This window comes from Streptomyces rubellomurinus (assembly GCF_000961885.1).
Lineage (GTDB): Bacteria > Actinomycetota > Actinomycetes > Streptomycetales > Streptomycetaceae > Kitasatospora > Kitasatospora rubellomurina.
On record NZ_JZKH01000048.1, the window covers coordinates 1 to 16,643 of the forward strand.

Below are 16,643 nucleotides of genomic sequence, written 5' to 3' on the forward strand. Positions count from 1 at the left end.
GGAGGTAGCCGAGGTAGTCCTTGCCGCTGCGCCCGTCCGGCGCGCGCAGCAGCGCCTCGACGGCCTGGTGAACCGTCACCTTCATGGTGCCGTGGAGGGTGTGGGCGAGGCGGGCGGCGGCGCGCTCCGCCAGAGCTGTGTGCCGGCGGTACGCGGCCGGGTTGCACGAGGGGGGTGGGTCGAGCGCGTCACGCACGACCCACCCCCGCTGATTCACCTAGTGGTTGGCACCGTGTCACACCTGGCGGCGCTGCGCTGTCCTTCTTGCGGAAGCGGAAACGAGAGAAGGGATCGTGAGGATGAAGGCCGTCATCGTGTGCGCGTCCGTGTCGCACGGCAATACGCGTCGTGTCGCCGACAGCATGGCCGAGGTGCTGGGCGCGAGGGTCGTTTCCCCGGAGGGGGCCGACCTGGCGGAGCTGGCTGCCGCCGACCTCGTGGGATTCGGCGCGGGTGTCTTCCACGGCCGGCTCCACCCCCGGCTGACCGAGTTCGTCAAGGCGCTGCCCGGCGGGCGGGGCCGGGCGTTCGTGTTCGCCACCAGCGGGTTCCCCGAGCTGCCGCTGGCGCCTTTCACCCGCCCGCTGGTCCGGCTCCTCGAACGCAAGGGCTTCGAGGTGGACGGGAGTTTCTCGTGCCGGGCGCTCGACACCTGGGCGCCGTTCAAGCTCGTCGGCGGCATCAACAAGCAGCGGCCCAACGCCGGTGACCTGGCCGCCGCGCGGGCGTTCGCCGAACGACTGCGGGACGGGCGGGGGAGGTCGTCCTGACGGGCGGGCGGTCGGTCCTCGGCCAGTTCTGCGGCGATCTTCGGCCCCGGGGTGCCGTTCCGGTGCGAACCGGTCGTGGACGGCCTGGTGGGTGGCGATGATGGCGGTGGCGGCGTTCCTGCCGGAAGTCCTGCCCGGCCCCGCCCAGGAGAGAGGACCTGTCCATGGCGCGCACCCCCCACCTCCGGAACCTCAAGCGGTTGATCGCCGACCACGCCGTCGCCGAGCGGCTGCGGATGCCCGTCGACGAGTACCGCGGGCTGCGCGGCGAAGCCCGGGCCGAGTCGGACGGGCCCTCCCGGCGGGCCCTGCTCGCCCGGGCGGCGGCGCTCGGCGTCGGTGTGAGCGCGGCGGGCGCGGTGGGCGCCGCGCAGCCGGCCGGTGCCGCGCAGCCGGAGCCCGTGACCCGCTCCGGCGCGGCGCCCCGGGTCGCCATCGTGGGCGCCGGCATCGCCGGGCTCAATGCCGCGCTCACCCTGGCCGACCGCGGCATACCGTCGACCGTCTACGAGGCCAACCCCGGCCGGATCGGCGGCCGGATGTACTCCGGCGGCGGCGCCGGCTCGCCCGGCCTCTGGGAGCAGGGCCAAGTCTCGGAATTCGGCGGCGAGTTGATCGACACCGCGCACAAGACGGTGCAGCGGCTGTGCCGCCGCTTCGGGCTGGGCCTCACCGATGTCCTCAAGACGGCGCCGGCCGGTGCCGACCAGGTCCGGTGGTTCCACGGCCGCTACTACCCCCGCTCCCGGGCGGACCAGGACTTCGCGCCGGTCTGGAAGGCCGTCCAGGCGGACGTCCGGGCCACCAGCGGGTCGCCGACCTGGGACCGGCACACCGCCCGCGACGTCGCGATGGACGCCCTGTCGGTCCGGGACTGGATCGACTCCCGGGTGCCCGGCGGGTACTCCAGCGACCTCGGCGCTCTCCTCGACGTGGCCTACGCCGTCGAGTACGGCGCCGACACCACCGCCCAGTCCGCGTTCGCCCTGCTCGGGCTGATCTCCGAGCAGGCGGACCCGGCCCACTTCTCCGTCTGGGGCGCCTCCGACGAGCGCTACCACGTCGACGGCGGCAACGACCGGCTCCCGCGGGCCATCGCGGACCACCTGCCGCGCGGCACGGTCCGGCAGGGCTGGCGGCTGCAGGCGGTGGCCGCGAACGCGGACGGCAGCCAGTCCCTCACCTTCGCGGTGGACGGCGGCCGCACCCGGACCGTCACCGCGGACCACACCGTGCTGGCCCTGCCGCTGCCCGTCCTCCAGCGGGACGTCGACCTCTCCCGGGCCGGGCTCGACCCGAGGATGCGCGGCGTGCTCGCCCACCTGACGATGGGCCACTGCACCAAGCTCAACATGCAGTTCACCGCGCGCCCGTGGCAGGGCACCGGCCCCTGGCCGGGCGTCTCCGCCGACGAGTGCTTCGCGGACCTGCCGTTCCAGCAGGCCTGGGACGTCACCCGCGGCCAGCGCGGATCCCACGGCATCCTGGTGCAGTACGGCGGCGGCACCCCCGCCGCCTCGCTCACCCCGCCGCGGGCCTTCACCGACGCCTCGGTGCCGTACACGGCGGGCCTCGTCCGCAGCAACCTCGGCCAGATCGACCGGGTGTGGCCGGGGACCGGGGCGGTGTGGAACGGGCGGGCGACCCTCTCCGCCTGGCACCTCGACCCGTACACCCACGGGGCCTACTCCTACTGGCCGGTGGGCTACCTCACCACGTACGCCGGGTACGAGGGGACGGCCCAGGGCCGGCTGCACTTCGCGGGCGAGCACACCTCGTACGACTTCCAGGGCTTCATGGAGGGCGGCGCGGAGTCCGGTGCCCGGGCGGCCGGGGAGGTGCTGACGGCGATCGGCGCCCGCCCGAAGCCGTGACGACGGGCGGGGCCGGCGCGGCGTCGAGGTCCGCGCCGGCCCCGCCGGTGGGTGGCCGGGGCCGGCCTCAGCGGCGGCGCAGGGCGGCCGCGGCGCGGGCGGCGGCGCGGCCGTGGCGGCGGTGGCCGCGGGTCTTGAGGTACCAGGCGAGCCAGTGCAGGGAGTCGGCGAGTCCGGCGAGTTGGGCCCGGGGCGCGGTGCGCAGCGGGCCGTCGAGCAGGGCCAGGACTTCGTCGACCAGCGCCGGGACGGGCGCGGTGTGCTCCAGGCGGGCTTCGCGCAGCGCCAGGTTGCCGAGGGCGTGGGCGAGCCCCGGGAGCTCGTCCACCGGCGGTGGGGCGCCGCGGTAGCGGGCCACCGACTCCCGGGACGCGGTGCGGGCGTCCTCGTGGCACTCCAGGTCGGCGCAGCGGATGCTCAGGTTGTTGAGCATCCTGGCCAGTTCCCGGGGCTGCGCGGCGGGGTCGGTCCCGCCGTGCAGCCCCGAGAGGCTGCCGGGGCGCGGGGCGTCCGCCGGTGCGTCGACGGCGAGACGCATCAGCTGGACGGCCTCCGCCGTCGCGGCGAACGCGTCGCGGTGGCGTCCGCAGGAGGCCAGGCGGGAGCCGAGGGCGTCGAGGGAGCCCGCGAGCAGCGGGCGGACCGGCGCGGGGAAGGACCGCAGCAGCCGGCGGTGCAGACCGATCGCCTCGGTCAGGGGTGCGACCGCCTCCGCCGGGCGGCCGACCGTCCCGAGGAGGAGGCCCAGGTCGTGGAGCGTGGCGGCCAGCCCGAGGACGGCGCGCGGGTCGTCCTGGCGCAGCCCCCGGCAGTAGGTCACGGCTTCGCGGCGGGTGGCGAGTGCCCCGGCGAGGTCCCCGCGCGTGCTCTGCTCGCGGGCTCGGCGGGCCAGTTCCTCGATCCGGTCCCACGGGGCCGGTGACGCGTCCTCGGGGGGCGCGGACCGGCCGTGGAAGCCGGTCTCGTCCATCGTGAAGCCGCGGCTGCCGAGCAGGGCGTTGACGGCGGCCAGCCCCGCGGGGCTCTCGACCGCGAGGCGCCGGTGGACGGTCGCCATCAGGGCCCGGCACTCCCGGGCCTCGGGCCCCTCGCCCGCGCCGGTCTGCCGCAGCGCCTGCGCGAACACCGACAGCGCCGCCCAGTAGGCCTCGCCGTCCGCCTGCCGGGCCGCGTCGAGCGCCTTGTAGCGGGCCACCGCCTCGCGCAGGACGTCGACGGCCCCGGCGAACGCGCCGCTCTCACCGAGCAGGATGCCGAGGTCCGCCAGCGCGGAGGCGAGCCCGTTCCCGCTCGCCGGGCCCGGCCGTACCCGGGCCTCGACCCGGCGCAGTTCCAGGGCCTCCCGGACGGTCTCGACGGCCTCGGCGCGGGTGGCGTGCGGGGAGAGCTGGTTCGCCAGGTTCTCCAGGGCGGCGGCGAGCAGGCGCCGGTACTCGTCCGGCTCCTCGGCGGCCAGCGCCCGGAACAGGGCGACGCCCTCGCGGGCGGGCGCCACCGCCTCCGCGCGGCGCCCGCGCACGCCGAGGCACCTGGCCTGCTCGACCAGCGCCTGCGCGAGCCAGGGCCGGCAGTCCTCGTCCACCACGACGAGCCGTCCGAGGGCGACGCGCTCGGCGAGCACCGCCTCCAGCTCGTCGAGCCGGGCCGGCAGGTTCGCGGGGCCGCTGAGGAGTTCGCTCAGCCGGTCCAGGGCCTCCGCGAGCTCCAGCTGGTGGCGCAGCCGGGTCGCCCGCGGCACGTCGCCGTCCAGCCGCAGCCGCTCGACGCAGAGCTCGACCTCCATCCGAGCTCGCGTCAACTGCCCTTCCAGGTCGGTTCCTTCGTGCTGGTTCATCGGCCCCCCGCCTCGCGCTCCCAGTCGGCACGGTCCAGCGTAGCCGGGCGGGCCGCCGACGCGACCGTTCCGCGGCGGGACCGTCCGGCCGGGGACGGCGGTGGACGGCGGTGGACCGCCCGGGCCGGTCGCGGTGTCAGCCATCGCTCTGGGGGCCGGCGAGGTTCGCGGTGAGCCATTCCAGGGCCTTCGGGATCATCTTCGCGAAGTCCACGGTCAGGTGCTGGCCGCCCGGTTGCTCGTAGTACTCGACGGTGGTCGGGGCGGCGGCCCTGGCCGCCCAGTTCTTGACCAGCTCGGCCTCGAAGGCGTTCGCCCCGCCGGCGGTGGCGAGCAGCCGAACGTCGGCCTTGCCCTGACCGACCAGCACGTCCGGGCTGTTGGCGGCCTGTTCGGCCTCGTGGCCCTTCCAGAGCGTGGAGTCCGGCTTGAAGTAGCCGTCGACGAGCGCGGCGGCCTTGTAGAGGTCGGGGCGTTGCAGGGCCAGTTTGGCGCTGCAGAAGGCGCCGTTGGACACGCCCAGCAGGCCCCAGCTGTCGCGGCCTTCGAGGGTGCGGAAGTTGGCGCGGACGAAGTCCGGGACGTCTTCGGACAGCCAGGTGCCCATCCTGGGCTGGCCGGGGATGTCGGAGCAGTCCAGGGACCGCTCCACGTCGCTCGTCAGGTTCTGCACCGGCATGATCATGATGAAGGGGTGGGCCTTCTGCTGCTGGACGAGCTGGGCGTCGATCTCCTGGACCGGCAGCTGCTCGTTCGCCCAGGTGTTGTAGCCGTTGCTCTGGCCGCCCGCGTAGAGGGTGAGGACGGGGAAGCCGTACGCGGCGTACTTCGGGTCGTCGTACTGCGGCGGCGACCTGCGCCTCGGAGAGGTCCTCCCAGTAGCGCAGCACCACCACGGTCCGCTGCCGCAGGGGCAGCCCCGGCGAGCGCGGCGAAGAGAACCTGGCGCTGGTCGGTCTGCGTCAGGCCCTCCGCGTCGTGCCGGTTGCCGGTCAGCAGGTACGCCGTCCGGACCAGCGCGTTCCACCGGCCCTGGACGAAGTCGTTGACCTCCGCCTCCTCCCCGCAGCTGGCCACAGCATCACCTCCCTCACCCGTACGGACCACACGATCCGTTGATCAGGTTGCCTGCCTCCGCCCCTCGGGTTTCGGCCGCCCGGCGAGGCGGCCGAAACCCGGGCCGGCGGCTGCGGGGGAGGGCGTACCGGGGCGTCCCGGTCAGGCGTTCCGGTCAGGCGTTCCGGCCGCGGGCGGCGACCCGCCAGCGGTCCACCAGCTCGCCGCCGCTGACCACGGCGACGTCGTCGACGAGGTTCACCGCCACGCAGACGTGATTGGGGATCACCCGCAGCCGCGCGCCGAGCGCGGGCAGGTCGGTGCCGGCGGGCCAGACCACGGTGGCGTGGTGCTCGGACAGCGCCGTGATGCGGGCGTCGGGGTGGTCCATGAGCCGGCCGAAGCCCGTCGTCCACGCGGGCCGGTCGCCGCCGAGCACCTTGCTGCCCGCGTCCAGGACGAGCCGCCGGGGCGTGCTGTCGTCCCCCTCGTGCCGGCTGACGACGGTCGCCGCGACCGTCAGCGCGATGTCCGCCGTGCGGCACCGGCCGAGTTCGAGCTGCTGGGCGTCGCCGAACACGTAGACGCCCGGGCGCGCCTCGGTGGCCGTCGAGGCCCCGGTCAGCTCCGCGGTCGGGGTGGAGCCGCCGCTCACCCGCGTGACCTCGAAGCCCGCGGCGGCGAGCAGGTCGGCGGCCTGCCCGAGGGCCTGCTGCTCCTCCTCGGCCGCCTTCGCCGGCATGCCCGGCGCGTAGCCGTGGCCCGGGAAGGTGAACACTCCCGCGACGCGCAGCCCGGCCCGGGCCGAGGCCCGGGCCACCGCCACGGCCTGTTCCGGGCGGACGCCGCTGCGGTGGTGGCCGCTGTCGATCTCCACCAGGACCTCGATGTCGGCGGCCGAGGCCCCGAGGTGACGGCCCGCCGCCTCGGCGGCCTCGACGGAGTCGGTGCCGATCGCGATCCTCGCCGTCGCGCCGAGCCGGCGCAGGCGCTCCGCCTGCCGGGGCCCGATCCAGAGCGGATAGGCGATGAAGAGGTCGGTGGCGCCGTGCTCGGCGAAGACCTCGGCCTCCCCGATGGTCGCCACCGTCAGCCCGACCGCCCCCGCCGCGAGCTGCCGCGCGGCGACCTCCGGCATCTTGTGGGTCTTGGCGTGCGGGCGCAGCCCCAGGCCCTTGGCCCGGAGCGCCGCCGCCATGCGCTCGATGTTCCGTTCGAGGACGTCCCGATCGACCAGGATGTCGGGGGTGTCGATCTCCGCCGGGATTGTGCTCATCTGCTTCCTTTTCGACTCGGTTCGCGCAGCACGCATTCTCGCTCCCCGGGGATCGGTTCGACCAAATCCTCCGGGGCGGCCCGGGCGGGGAGCGGCGCGGACGCGGCGCAGGCCGGTGGGAGGCCTGCGCCGCGCCGGGGTCGGAAGGGCAGCGGGGTCAGCGGGTCAGTCGAGGGTCCACTGCTGCAACGGCGAGCCGGTGTCCGGCTGTTGGGAGAGCAGGGCGCCGTCCGCGCTGCCGGAGGTGGTCAGCAGCAGTCCGGTGCGGACGTTGGTGAGGGTGTAGGCGCCGCTCGGGAGCCGGGTGGCCGTCCAGTGCTGGTTGTCGTTTCCGGTGCAGGTCCACTGGATGACGGGGGTGCCGGGGGCGGTGGCGCCGCCCTGGTCGTCGGCGCACAGCTGGGAGTGGGCGTTGGTGAGGGTGTAGGAGCCGTCCGGCTGCCGGGTGAAGGTCCAGCTCTGGTTCCGGCCGCCGTTGGTCGTCCAGGTGTCGAGCCGGGTGCCCGGGGCCGTGGACCAGTCGGGGTCGTCCAGCGCCTTGCCGGAGCCGGAGACGGAGGGGACGTGGGTGCCGTCGAGGCCGGGGGCGGTGGTGGTCGGGGTGAGGGCGAGGGTCTGGGCGGCGACGGGGCGGGTGTCGCCGCCGGTGCCGGGGTTGTCCCAGGTGCGCTGGGGCGAGGTGGCCACGGCGCGGGTGCCGGTGGTGCCGGCGGTGAGGCTGAGCGCCAGGTCGCTGTAGCGGTTGACCAGGCGGTAGCCGCCGGCGGGGGTGGACGGCCCGCTGCTCGCCGGGCTGCTGACCAGGGTCTGGACGGACCACTGCTGGCCGGTGGTGGGGCTCGCGCCGCGCGGCTGGAGGGTCGGGGCGGCGCCCCAGGCGCGTCCGGCGTCGGCGGTGGAGTCGACGCCGAGCAGGCGCCCGGAGCCGGTGTTGGCGATGGTGTAGAAGCCGTCGCCGGTGGGGGTGAAGGTCCACTGCTGGGCGGTGGTGCCGGCGCTGGTGGAGGTGGTGAGGGCGTTGCCGCTCTGGGCCAGGTAGCGGCCGTTGCCCGCCCCGAGCTGGTACGACACGCCGCTGCTGACCGGGGCCGGCGGCAGGGTGGTGGCGGCGGTCGGGGTGACGGTGACCTCGGCGTACTCGCCGTCCCCGGTGGAGCAGCTCCACCAGCAGTACGAGCGGAAGGTCTTGCCGACGACGGTGGTGCCGGTCCTGCTGCCGGAGTCCACCAGCCAGCGGTACCAGGAGCTCTGCGGCCCGCCGGCCGTGCCGATGTCGGTCCACCGCTGGGTGGCGAGGTCGTCGGTGACGTAGAAGTGCTGGGGCTGGTTGGAGCCGGCCTCGTTCTCGGGGGTGCCGATGTACCGGCCGAGGTAGGCGTCCCAGGCGATGTTCAGCACGGACAGCTGCGAGGGGGCGGGCATCGTCCCGGCGGCGATCTGGGTGCTGATGCTGCCCGCCCTGGCGGGGGAGTAGCTGTCGCCGGGGGCGAGGTAGCCGGTGCCGACGCCCTGGGCGGGGACGAGGTCGCTCTCGGCGCCGCCGACGCCGGGGGTGGACCAGGAGCCGTCGTGCCACTTGGTCCAGGAGGCGGCGGTCATCTTGCCGGAGATCGGCGCGCGGGCGACGTGCTGCTCGAAGCCGCCCCAGCCGCCGTGCTTGTCGACGGCCCGGGACATGTAGAAGACGTAGAAGTAGCCGGAGCGGTAGTCGGTGAACAGGCGCGGGTCGCCGTCGCCGTAGGAGTAGGTGCTGTTCGGGAAGGTCGCGTCGTCCCCGCGCACCGTGCTGTACGGGGTGGTGATCGCGTGGTCGGTGATGGCCCAGGTGCGGCCCTGGTCCTTGGAGACGGCGGAGTCGATGGCGTCGTAGTGCAGGCCGTCGCCGAACGGCTGCGGGGTGAACTCGTTGTGGACGAGCCCGTACCACCAGCCGGTGTCGGGGTCGACCCAGACGCCGACCAGGTCGCAGTAGTTGCGCTGGGCGTAGCCGGAGCCGGCGGGCGCGTTGGTGGCGGCCAGGCCGGTGGGGCTGTTGTTGCAGCGCCAGGTGGTGTCGGCGTTGCTGTCCTGGGGGTTGCCCGGGTTCACCGCGCCGCTGATCGGCGCGCGGGTGGCGGTGTCGAAGTTCGAACCGCTGTAGAACTGCCAGCTGCGGCCGTCGGTCGCGCCGTACAGCGAGTGCGCCGCCTGGTAGTAGAACCGCCCGTTGGCGTCGGTGTAGCCGGCGGCCGGGGTGTCGTCGGCGTTGCCGAACGCGACGGGCTTGCCCGCCGAGAGGGTGTACGGCGCGGGCGGGGCGGCGGTGCCGCCCCAGACCTGGGCGGCGGACGGGGTGCACGGGGCGAGGCCGACGCGGGCCCGGTCGACCGCCGAACCGCCCTGGACGGCCAGGCACTTGGCGGACTTGACGGCGTAGACGGTGCCGTCCGGGAGCCAGCCGAACTTCTGGTTGGCGCCGGAGTTGCAGCCGTAGAGCTGGAGCAGCGCGCCGGTGGCGTTGGAGGCGTCGGTGACGTCCAGGCACTTGCCGAAGGCGGTGACGCTGCCGTCGGTGTGCCAGGTCCACTGCTGCCCGGCCGTGCCGTTGCAGCCGAGCAGCTGGACGGGGTTGCCGTCGGCGGTGCCGGCGTTCGCGTCGTCCAGGCACGTGCCGCCGATGGTGACCGTTCCGGCCGTACCGGCGGCTGTGGCAGCAGGCGCGGCAGGGGCAGCAGGGGCGGCGGGCGCGGCGGTGGCGTTCGTCGCGGAGGTGAGGGGGAGGCAGGTCGCCGCCGCCAGGGCGAGGACCGGCACGAGCGAGGCCCGGGCCGGCCGAGACGTCGTCCGTCTCATCGGGGGATCCTTCCGGAGGCGCGCTGCCTGCGGTGCGGGGGTGGCAGCGCGGACTGGCGATTAGTTCCGCCAGAATCCGAACATATTGGCCCGGGTGTCAACCCCCGTGCACGAGAACGGGTCCCCCGCGGGCGCCCGGTGGTCGCCCGGCGATCCCCCGGCGAGCGGCGGGCGGTCAGTGCCGATCGGGCGTCATGGCGCTGGTCGGGTCCTGGTAGACGGCGTCCAGGGCGAGCAGGGCGCCGCCGCGCGCGGTGCCGGTCAGGCCCGTGCCGGACAGCACGATCTCGCAGCCGCCGGCGTCCGGCGCCATCACCCGCTCGCGCACCCGGGCGGTCACGCCGTCGAGCAGGTACTCGCCGAAGAAGGCGAAGTGGCCGCCGAGCACGATCAGCCGCGGGTTGAGGATGTCGGCCAGCAGGGCCAGCCCGGGGGCGAGGTTGTCGCCGATCCGCCGCAGCGCCTCCAGCGTGCGGGCGTCCCCGGCGCGGGCGCGCTCGCGCAGCTCGGCCAGGCGGCGCTCCAGGTCCACCATCGGGTCCCAGACCAGGTCGCCGGGGTCGGCGGCGTACCGCAGCAGGGCGCCGCGGCCGATGGTGGTCTCCCAGCAGCCGCGCCGGCCGCACGCGCACAGCTGCTCGGAGGGCACCAGCTGCAGGTGGCCGACCTCGCCCGCGTGGCCGCGGGTGCCGCGCAGCAGCTGCCCGCCGGCGATGATGCCGACGCCGACGCCGGTCTGGCCGGTGACGAAGACGAGGTCGCGCACGCCCGCGGCGGAGGCGGTCACGTACTCGGCGAGCGCGCCGAGCTTCGCGTCGTTCTCCAGGTGCATCTCCGGGGCGCCCGGCCCCAGCCGCTCGCGCAAGCCGGCGATGGCCGGCACGTCCCGCCAGCCGATGTTGGAGGCGAACCGGACCGTGCCGGTGGCCAGGTCGGTGGCGCCGGGGGTGGCCAGGGTGACCCCGGCGACGCGGCCGCCGTCGCGGCGCAGCGCGTCGATCTCCCGGGCGACCAGCTGTGCGGTGGTGTCCAGGGTGGCGTCCGGCCCGGCGGCCCGGACGTCGAAGGGGATCCGCTGCTCGGCGGTGACCTCGCCCTTGAGGTTGAGGGCGAGCAGGCTGACGTAGTCGACGTTGATCTCGGCGCCGATGCCGTGCACCCCGCTGCCGTCGATCTCCACGGCCTGCCCCGGCCGGCCGACGGTGCCCCGGTCCCGCTCGGCCTCGCCCTCGCGGATCAGCCGGCCCTCCAGCAGCTCCGCGGTCAGATTGGAGACGGTGGCCTTGGGCAGGCCGGTGTCCTCGGAGATGCGGGCGCGCGAGCGGGGGCCCTCGTCGCGCAGCAGGCGCAGCACCATGCCGAGGTTGGCCCGGCGGGAGGACGAGCGGTCGCGGGCGACGGCCGGCCCCGCCATGGCCAGGCTCCGTACGCCCGACCCCTGAAGTGCTGCCTTCACCAACGGCTCCTTGTCTGCGTCCGCACCGGGGCCGGTCGGGCTCGTGCCGCGTGACCGGTGGTCACGGGCCCCTCCGGTGGTGCTGTCGCCACCTCTTGACTTTATCAGGGTTGGTTCAAACAATAACCGAACGAATTCCCCGGTTCCCACTTCCCTCCCTCCGGGGCACGAGGAGACACACGTGAAGGCACCTGTTTCGATGGCCGCGGCGCTCGCGGTCGTGACGGCGGCGGCCCTCGTCGCCGGCTGCTCGTCCAGCGGAGGCGGCAGCGGCAGCGCCGGCCCGGGCGCCGCGTCGGGCCCGGTCACGCTCGACTTCTGGGGCTGGGCCCCGGGCTACGAGCAGTCGGTGGTGCTGTTCAACAAGACCCACCCGGACATCCAGGTCACCTTCGACAAGACCGCCTCCGGCTCCAAGGGCGGGTACACCAAGATGCTCACCGCCGCCAAGGCCGGCAACGCCCCCTGCCTGGCCCAGGTCGGCTACGAGACCCTGCCGAGCTTCGCCGCCGCCGGCGCGCTCACCGACGTCAGCAAGGAGACCGCCGGCGCCAAGGGGCAGTTCGCCGACTGGACGTGGAACCAGGTCACCGTCGACGGCCACACCTACGGCGTCCCGGTCGACACCGCGCCGATGGCGCTGATGTACCGCAAGGACCTGTTCGCCAAGTACGGCATCGACAAGCCCCCGGCGACCTGGGCCGAGTACGCGGCCGACGCCGCCAAGGTCAACGCCGCCGACCCCACCGTCCACCTCGGCAACTTCGGCAACGACGCGTACACCTACGCCGGGCTCGCCTGGCAGGCCGGCGCCGCGTGGTTCGGCACCGCCGGCGACCAGTGGCACGTCACGCTCGACAGCGACGCCAACCGGAAGGTGGCCGGCTTCTGGCAGGACCTGCTGGACCGGAAGCTGCTGACCACCGACCCGAGCAACGACGCCTCGCAGTTCACCGGCATGGCGAACGGCAAGATCCTCTCCGACGTCAACGCCGTCTGGGACGCCCCGATCATCGCCAGCAGCGTGAAGGACGGCGCCGGCCAGTGGGCCGTCGCCCCGATGCCGGTCTGGGACGCGGCCGCCCCGGTCTACGGCAACGACGGTGGCTCGGCCACCGCCGTCCTCAAGGGCTGCGCCCACGCCAAGGAGGCCGCCGAGTTCGCCGCCTGGATGAGCACCGACGCCGACAGCGTCGCGAACCTGATCAAGGTCACCGGCATCTACCCGGCCGCGACCTCGGGCCTGGCCAACCCGGCGCTCGCCCAGCCGGACCCGTTCTACGGCGGGCAGGTGGTCTACGACGTCTTCAAGGCCGAGACCGCCCACATCGCCACCAGCTGGCAGTGGGGCCCGACCATGACGCAGACCTCCACCGACCTCGGCGACGGGCTCGGCAAGGCCGGCAGCGGCGGCACCACGCTGCCGAACGTGCTCGCCGACGTGCAGGGCAGGACGGTGGCCGGCCTGAAGCAGCAGGGCCTCGCCGTCGCCGGCTGACGCCCCACCGACCGGCCCCGCACCACCCCCACGGGTGCGGGGCCACCCCTCGGCCCCGCATCCACGACCCGGGCCGGCTCGACTCAAGGGAGTGACCCATGACCACCGCCCTCCCGGGGCGGACGGCACCGCAGGACCCGACCGCCCGCCCGGCCCGGCGCGCCCGCCGCCCGGCCCGGACCGCCGCGATGTTCCTGGCCCCGTTCCTGCTGCTGTTCACGGCCCTGTACCTGGCGCCGATCGGCTACACCGTCCAGCAGAGCCTGTTCCGCATGCACCGCTCCGGCCTCGGCCTCTCGGCCCCCACCGAGGTCTTCGCCGGCCTCGGCAACTACGCCACCGCGCTGGGCGATCCGGCCTTCCGCGGCTCGCTGCTGCGGGTGCTGCTGATCGGCGTCGTCCAGGTGCCGCTGATGCTGCTGCTGGCGCTCGTCCTGGCGCTGCTGCTGGACGCGAAGTCGACGATGTTCAAGCGGTTCTTCCGCCTGGCGTTCTTCCTGCCGTACGCCCTGCCCGGGGTGGTCGGCGCGATCATGTGGTCCTACCTGGTCGCCCCCGGCCTGAGCCCGATCACCGCGGCCGCCCACCACCTGGGCCTGCACCTGAACCTGACCTCGGACGGCATGCTCGGCCCGACCATCGGCAACATGCTGACCTGGGGCTGGACCGGCTACAACATGCTGATCATCCACTCCGCCCTGCAGGCCATCCCGCCGGAGGTCGTCGAGGCGGCCACCATGGACGGCTGCTCGGCCTTCGGGACCGCCTGGCGGATCAAGGTGCCGATGATCCGCCCGGCCCTCGTGCTGACCACGGTGTTCTCCATCATCGGCACCGCCCAGCTCTACAACGAGCCCGCCATCCTGCACAACGTCGCGCCGAACCTCAGCAGCACCTACACCCCCATCTACGCCGCCCACAACGCCGTGGACGCCAACGACTTCAACCTCGCGGCCACCGAGTCCGTGGTGCTCGCGCTGCTGGCGTTCGTGCTGTCCTTCGGCTTCCTCAAGCTCGTCCAGCGCCGCGGAGCCGCCTCGTGACCACCCCGACCCGCCCGGCCCGGTACCCGGCCTCCCGCTGGCTCACGCTCGGCGTGCTGCTGCTCGCCTCCGTCTACTTCCTCGCCCCGGTGTGGTGGCTGCTGGTCGCCTCGACCAAGACCAGCAGCGGGCTGTTCTCCGGGAACGGCTTCTGGTTCGGCGACTTCGCCCTCCTCGACAACCTGCGGGACGTGTTCACCCGCCAGGGCGGCATCTACTGGCAGTGGCTGGGCAACAGCGCCGTCTACGCGGTGGGCGGCGCGGGCGTCAGCACCCTGATCTCCGCGATGGCGGGCTACGCGCTCGCCAAGTACCGCTTCCGCGGCCGGGAGTTGACCTTCAACGCGGTGCTCGCCGCGGTGCTCGTCCCGCAGCCGCTGCTGGCCGTGCCGCTCTACCTGATGTTCTCCCAGCTGCACCTGGTGAACTCCTTCTGGGCGGTGCTGCTGCCCAGCATGGTCAGCCCGTTCGGGGTCTACCTGGCCCGGATCCACGCCGCCGCCGCGGTGCCGGACGAGCTCATCGAGGCCGGACGGATCGACGGCGCGGGCGAGTTCAGGATCTTCGCCACCATCGCGCTGCGGGTGATGTCCCCGGCGCTGGTCACGATCTTCCTGTTCCAGTTCGTCTCGATCTGGACCAACTACCTGCTGCCCGTGCTGATGCTCGCCGACGACCACCTCCAGCCGGTCACCGTCGGCGTCGTCGGCTGGCAGGCCCAGCGCGCGATCGGCCCCGGCGCGCCGCCGCTCAACGTCGTGGTCACCGCCGCCATGGTCTCCGCGATCCCCCTGGTCGTCCTGTTCCTGTCCCTGCAACGCTTCTGGCGCGCCGGCCTCACCGCGGGCAGCGTCAAGTGAGGAGGCCCGGCGTGCCCGCCCGGTACCACCTGCGGTTCCAGCTGCACCCCACCCCGGACGCCGCCGAACACGCCGCCGAACTCGCCGCGTTCTGCCGGGAGTCGGGCGTCGACGAGGTCGTCCTGCTGCTCGGCGCCGAGGAGCTCTACACCGGCCACCCCACCGGCGGGGCCGAGGACCGCCTGTACGACACCGCGGCGACGGCCGTCCGGGTCCTGCGCGCGGCCGGGCTCGACGTCAGCCTCAACCCCTGGGTCACCGCCGGCCACGCCGACCGCGGCCGGACCGACCGGCTCGGCTTCGCCCCCATGGTCGGACCGGACGGGACGGTGGCCACCGCCCAGGCCTCGCTGGCCTGCCCGCGCTTCCGCTCCTGGCTCGCCGCCCACTACGCCCGCTTCGCCGACCTCGGGTTCCGCGTGCTGTGGCTGGAGGACGACTTCCGCTACCACAACCACGCCCCGCTGCCCTGGGGCGGCGGCTTCGAACCGCTGATGCTGCGGCGCCTCGCCGAACTGCTGGGGGAGCAGCCGACCCGGGAGCGGCTCGTCGCCGCCGTCACCGCCCCCGGCCCCCCGCACCCGTGGCGGGCCGCCCTCCAACAAGTCTGGCGCACCGCGCAGTTGGAGGTCGCGGCCGAAGTGGCGGCAGCGGTCGCGAAGGCGTCCGGCGGGCGCTCGCAGCTCGGCCTGATGAGCTCCGAACCCGGCGTCCACTCCGTCGAGGGCCGCGACTGGCCGGCCCTCTTCGACGCGCTCGCGATCGACGGTCGGGTCTCGCACCGTCCGCACTTCGCCCGGTACGGCGACGCCCCCGGACGTGAACTCAGCTTCTCCGTCTGGATGCTGGAGCTCCAGCGGGCGCTGCGGCCGGCGTCCGTGCGCAGCGAACCCGAGGTCGAGAACTGGCCGCACACCGCCTGGTCCAAGTCCGACACGCAGACCTGGTCCGAGCTCGTCGCCGCCCAACTCGCCGGCTCCGACGCCCTGTTCCTCAACGTCCACCCGATGCAGTCCGGCCGCGCCCGGCGCTTCCCCCGGGTCGCCGAACTGCTGCGCCGCTCCCGGCCCGCGCTGGACCTGCTCGCCGGGCCCGCCCGCCGTACCCACGGGGTGGCGCTGCCGGTGCGCCCGGACGCCGCCGCGCACGTGCGCACCCGGCGCGGCGGCGACCTCGCCGAGCTGGCCGTCGACCCCGGCCCGGCCGCGGACTTCCTGCTGCGCTACGGCGTGCCGGTCACCGCCGAGGACGCCCCGGTGCGGGTGCTGTTCGGGCAACTCGCCTGGGCCTACGAGGACGAGGAGATCCGCCGGCTGCTGGCCGGCGGGCTGCTGCTGGACGGCACCGCCGCGTACATCCTGCGGGCGCGCGGGTTCGGGGGCCTGCTCGGCGTCACCGTCGAGGACGTCGTCGAGCGCGAGGGCTCGGGCGGGGGCTCGGGCGGCTGCGAGGGTACGGACCAGCCGGGCCCGTACGCGCTGGAGCGGGTGCGGGCGGGGGAGGACGCCGGCGCGTACCTGAGCGTCAACGTCCAGCCGGCCCTGGCGCGGCTGCGGCCCGGGGAGGGCGCCGAGACGTGGACCGAGATCCTCACCCCGGACCACCGGGTGTGGGGCGCCGGGCGCTGCGTCTTCACCAACGAACTCGGCGGCCGCGTCGGGGTGTTGGCGGCCACCGCGGTCGAGCTGCTGCCCTTCGACGACGACGGCCAGCGCCTGCTGCACGCGATGGTCCGCTACCTGGAGGGCGACGCGCCCGCCCTGCCGCTGGTCGCCGGCGGCCCGCACCTGATCCCGCAGCTGACCCGCACCGAGGACGGCTGGCGCCTCGCCGTCGCCAACGGCAGCGCCGACCCGGCCCGCCCCCGGGTGCACCTGCCCGGCGCCCCCGCGCGCGTCGAGGGCACCCTGCTCCGCCCGCTGGCCGAGCCCGAGGCCGTCGACGCCACGGCCTCCGGCCGCAGCCTCGGGGTCGACCAGGACCTGCCGCACCGCGGCTGGCTGCTCCTCGACTGGCGGTAGCGGCCGGCCCGGGATGGTCGGGCGGTGCGCGGCATTGCTCATACATGAGTGCTCGTAGTAAGTAATAACCGCTACTGCTCAAAACCGAGCAGTCATTGCGCAGAAATGCGCAGAAGGAGGGGG

12 protein-coding genes are annotated in these 16,643 nt (G+C 74.5%); 6 read left to right on the forward strand and 6 right to left on the reverse strand.

From position 1 onward, the window contains the following. Positions 1-196 (reverse strand): hypothetical protein (locus tag VM95_RS22380; protein WP_045699726.1); only part of this gene is annotated, 196 nt, incomplete at its 3' end. A 103-nt stretch (positions 197-299) separates the two neighbouring features. On the opposite strand from VM95_RS22380, the gene VM95_RS22385 reads away from it, so the two are divergent. Both VM95_RS22385 and VM95_RS22390 read left to right on the forward strand, forming a co-directional pair. Then, a complete protein-coding gene (locus tag VM95_RS22385; protein WP_045699728.1) occupies positions 300-770 on the forward strand; it encodes a flavodoxin family protein in 471 nt (156 codons plus the stop codon). A gap of 164 nt (positions 771-934) precedes the next feature. Continuing rightward, positions 935-2,644 carry a flavin monoamine oxidase family protein gene (locus VM95_RS22390; protein WP_045699730.1) on the forward strand — a complete coding sequence of 570 codons (1,710 nt, stop codon included), beginning with the start codon at positions 935-937 and terminating at the stop codon, positions 2,642-2,644. A gap of 67 nt (positions 2,645-2,711) precedes the next feature. Here VM95_RS22390 and VM95_RS22395 read toward each other — a convergent pair whose 3' ends face one another. The 5 genes from VM95_RS22395 to VM95_RS22415 form a co-directional block, all read right to left on the reverse strand. Continuing rightward, a complete protein-coding gene (locus VM95_RS22395; protein ID WP_157882165.1) occupies positions 2,712-4,478 on the reverse strand; it encodes a tetratricopeptide repeat protein in 1,767 nt (588 codons plus the stop codon). Between the two features lie 136 nt (positions 4,479-4,614). Then, positions 4,615-5,505, reverse strand: a complete 891-nt coding sequence (locus VM95_RS22400; RefSeq protein ID WP_425265344.1) for an alpha/beta hydrolase — start codon at positions 5,503-5,505, stop codon at positions 4,615-4,617. A gap of 204 nt (positions 5,506-5,709) precedes the next feature. Continuing rightward, positions 5,710-6,810 (reverse strand): D-TA family PLP-dependent enzyme, encoded by a 1,101-nt coding sequence (locus tag VM95_RS22405; protein ID WP_045699734.1) that lies wholly within the window; start codon positions 6,808-6,810, stop codon positions 5,710-5,712. A 165-nt stretch (positions 6,811-6,975) separates the two neighbouring features. Continuing rightward, entirely contained in the window at positions 6,976-9,642 is a 2,667-nt protein-coding gene (locus tag VM95_RS22410) for an RICIN domain-containing protein (protein ID WP_078860351.1), read from the reverse strand. Between the two features lie 175 nt (positions 9,643-9,817). Beyond that, the gene (locus tag VM95_RS22415; protein WP_208615509.1) at positions 9,818-11,098 is read right to left on the reverse strand and encodes an ROK family transcriptional regulator; all 1,281 of its coding nucleotides are present in this window, start codon (positions 11,096-11,098) and stop codon (positions 9,818-9,820) included. A 181-nt stretch (positions 11,099-11,279) separates the two neighbouring features. On the opposite strand from VM95_RS22415, the gene VM95_RS22420 reads away from it, so the two are divergent. The 4 genes from VM95_RS22420 to VM95_RS22435 all read left to right on the forward strand — a co-directional run bounded on the left by VM95_RS22420 (position 11,280) and on the right by VM95_RS22435 (position 16,520). Next, positions 11,280-12,596, forward strand: a complete 1,317-nt coding sequence (locus tag VM95_RS22420; RefSeq protein ID WP_045699739.1) for an ABC transporter substrate-binding protein — start codon at positions 11,280-11,282, stop codon at positions 12,594-12,596. Between the two features lie 98 nt (positions 12,597-12,694). Beyond that, positions 12,695-13,639, forward strand: coding sequence for a carbohydrate ABC transporter permease (locus tag VM95_RS22425; RefSeq protein ID WP_045699740.1), 945 nt, complete (start codon positions 12,695-12,697; stop codon positions 13,637-13,639). Continuing rightward, positions 13,636-14,499, forward strand: coding sequence for a carbohydrate ABC transporter permease (locus tag VM95_RS22430; protein ID WP_045699741.1), 864 nt, complete (start codon positions 13,636-13,638; stop codon positions 14,497-14,499). The genes VM95_RS22425 and VM95_RS22430 overlap by 4 nt, the downstream gene beginning before the upstream one ends. Before the next feature lie 11 nt (positions 14,500-14,510). Then, the gene (locus tag VM95_RS22435; protein ID WP_045699743.1) at positions 14,511-16,520 is read left to right on the forward strand and encodes a hypothetical protein; all 2,010 of its coding nucleotides are present in this window, start codon (positions 14,511-14,513) and stop codon (positions 16,518-16,520) included. The last annotated feature ends 123 nt before the right edge of the window (positions 16,521-16,643 follow it).

What these genes read in the sequence shown, in the direction of transcription:
- VM95_RS22425 (WP_045699740.1), top strand. Translation starts at nt 12,695, where the DNA reads ATGACCACCGCCCTCCCGGGGCGGACGGCACCGCAGGACCCGACCGCC.
- VM95_RS22390 (WP_045699730.1), top strand. Translation starts at nt 935, where the DNA reads ATGGCGCGCACCCCCCACCTCCGGAACCTCAAGCGGTTGATCGCCGAC.
- VM95_RS22385 (WP_045699728.1), top strand. Translation starts at nt 300, where the DNA reads ATGAAGGCCGTCATCGTGTGCGCGTCCGTGTCGCACGGCAATACGCGT.
- VM95_RS22410 (WP_078860351.1), bottom strand. Translation starts at nt 9,642, where the DNA reads ATGAGACGGACGACGTCTCGGCCGGCCCGGGCCTCGCTCGTGCCGGTC.
- VM95_RS22405 (WP_045699734.1), bottom strand. Translation starts at nt 6,810, where the DNA reads ATGAGCACAATCCCGGCGGAGATCGACACCCCCGACATCCTGGTCGAT.
- VM95_RS22395 (WP_157882165.1), bottom strand. Translation starts at nt 4,478, where the DNA reads ATGAACCAGCACGAAGGAACCGACCTGGAAGGGCAGTTGACGCGAGCT.